The 422-nt window shown below is 69.2% G+C and carries 1 protein-coding gene; it reads left to right on the top strand.

Annotation, left to right across the window (positions count from 1 at the left end; genetic code table 11):
- Positions 1-422: TetR/AcrR family transcriptional regulator (locus tag TN53_RS42555; protein WP_046264278.1), on the top strand; the 422-nt coding region annotated here is incomplete at both ends.

Raw genomic sequence — 422 nt, 5'->3', positions numbered from 1 at the left:
AAGCGCTCCATGTACCAGCTGTTCGAGAGCAAGGACGAACTGCTGGCTGCAAGCCTGGAGGGAGGCGCCTCCGCCTTCGTGGCCGGGCTCCTGCCCCGGGCGGAGGACGGCCGTTCATCCCGCGAGCGGATCCTGCACGTCTTCGAGCAGGTCGAAGTGCAGGCGGGTGCGCCCGAATTCCAAGGCTGCCGGTACCTGGCTGCTCAGATCGAGCTGAAGGACCAGAGCCACCCCGCGAGCCAGGTGGCACACCGGATCAAGGGCAACCTGACAGCGTTCTTCCGTACCGAGGCCGAACGGGGTGGGGCCAGCGATCCCGACCTGCTGGCCCGGCAGCTGATCCTGGTCTTCGACGGGGCCAGCGCCCGCGCGGGGATCGGCGCCGACAAACTGGCCGGGCTCACCGCGCTCACCGTGGTCCC

Origin of the sequence: Streptomyces sp. WM6386 (genome assembly GCF_000972385.1) — a bacterium.
Taxonomy (GTDB): Bacteria; Actinomycetota; Actinomycetes; order Streptomycetales; family Streptomycetaceae; genus Streptomyces.
Note: the sequence above shows the minus strand (reverse complement) of the source record. Positions and strands in the feature narration are given on the sequence as shown.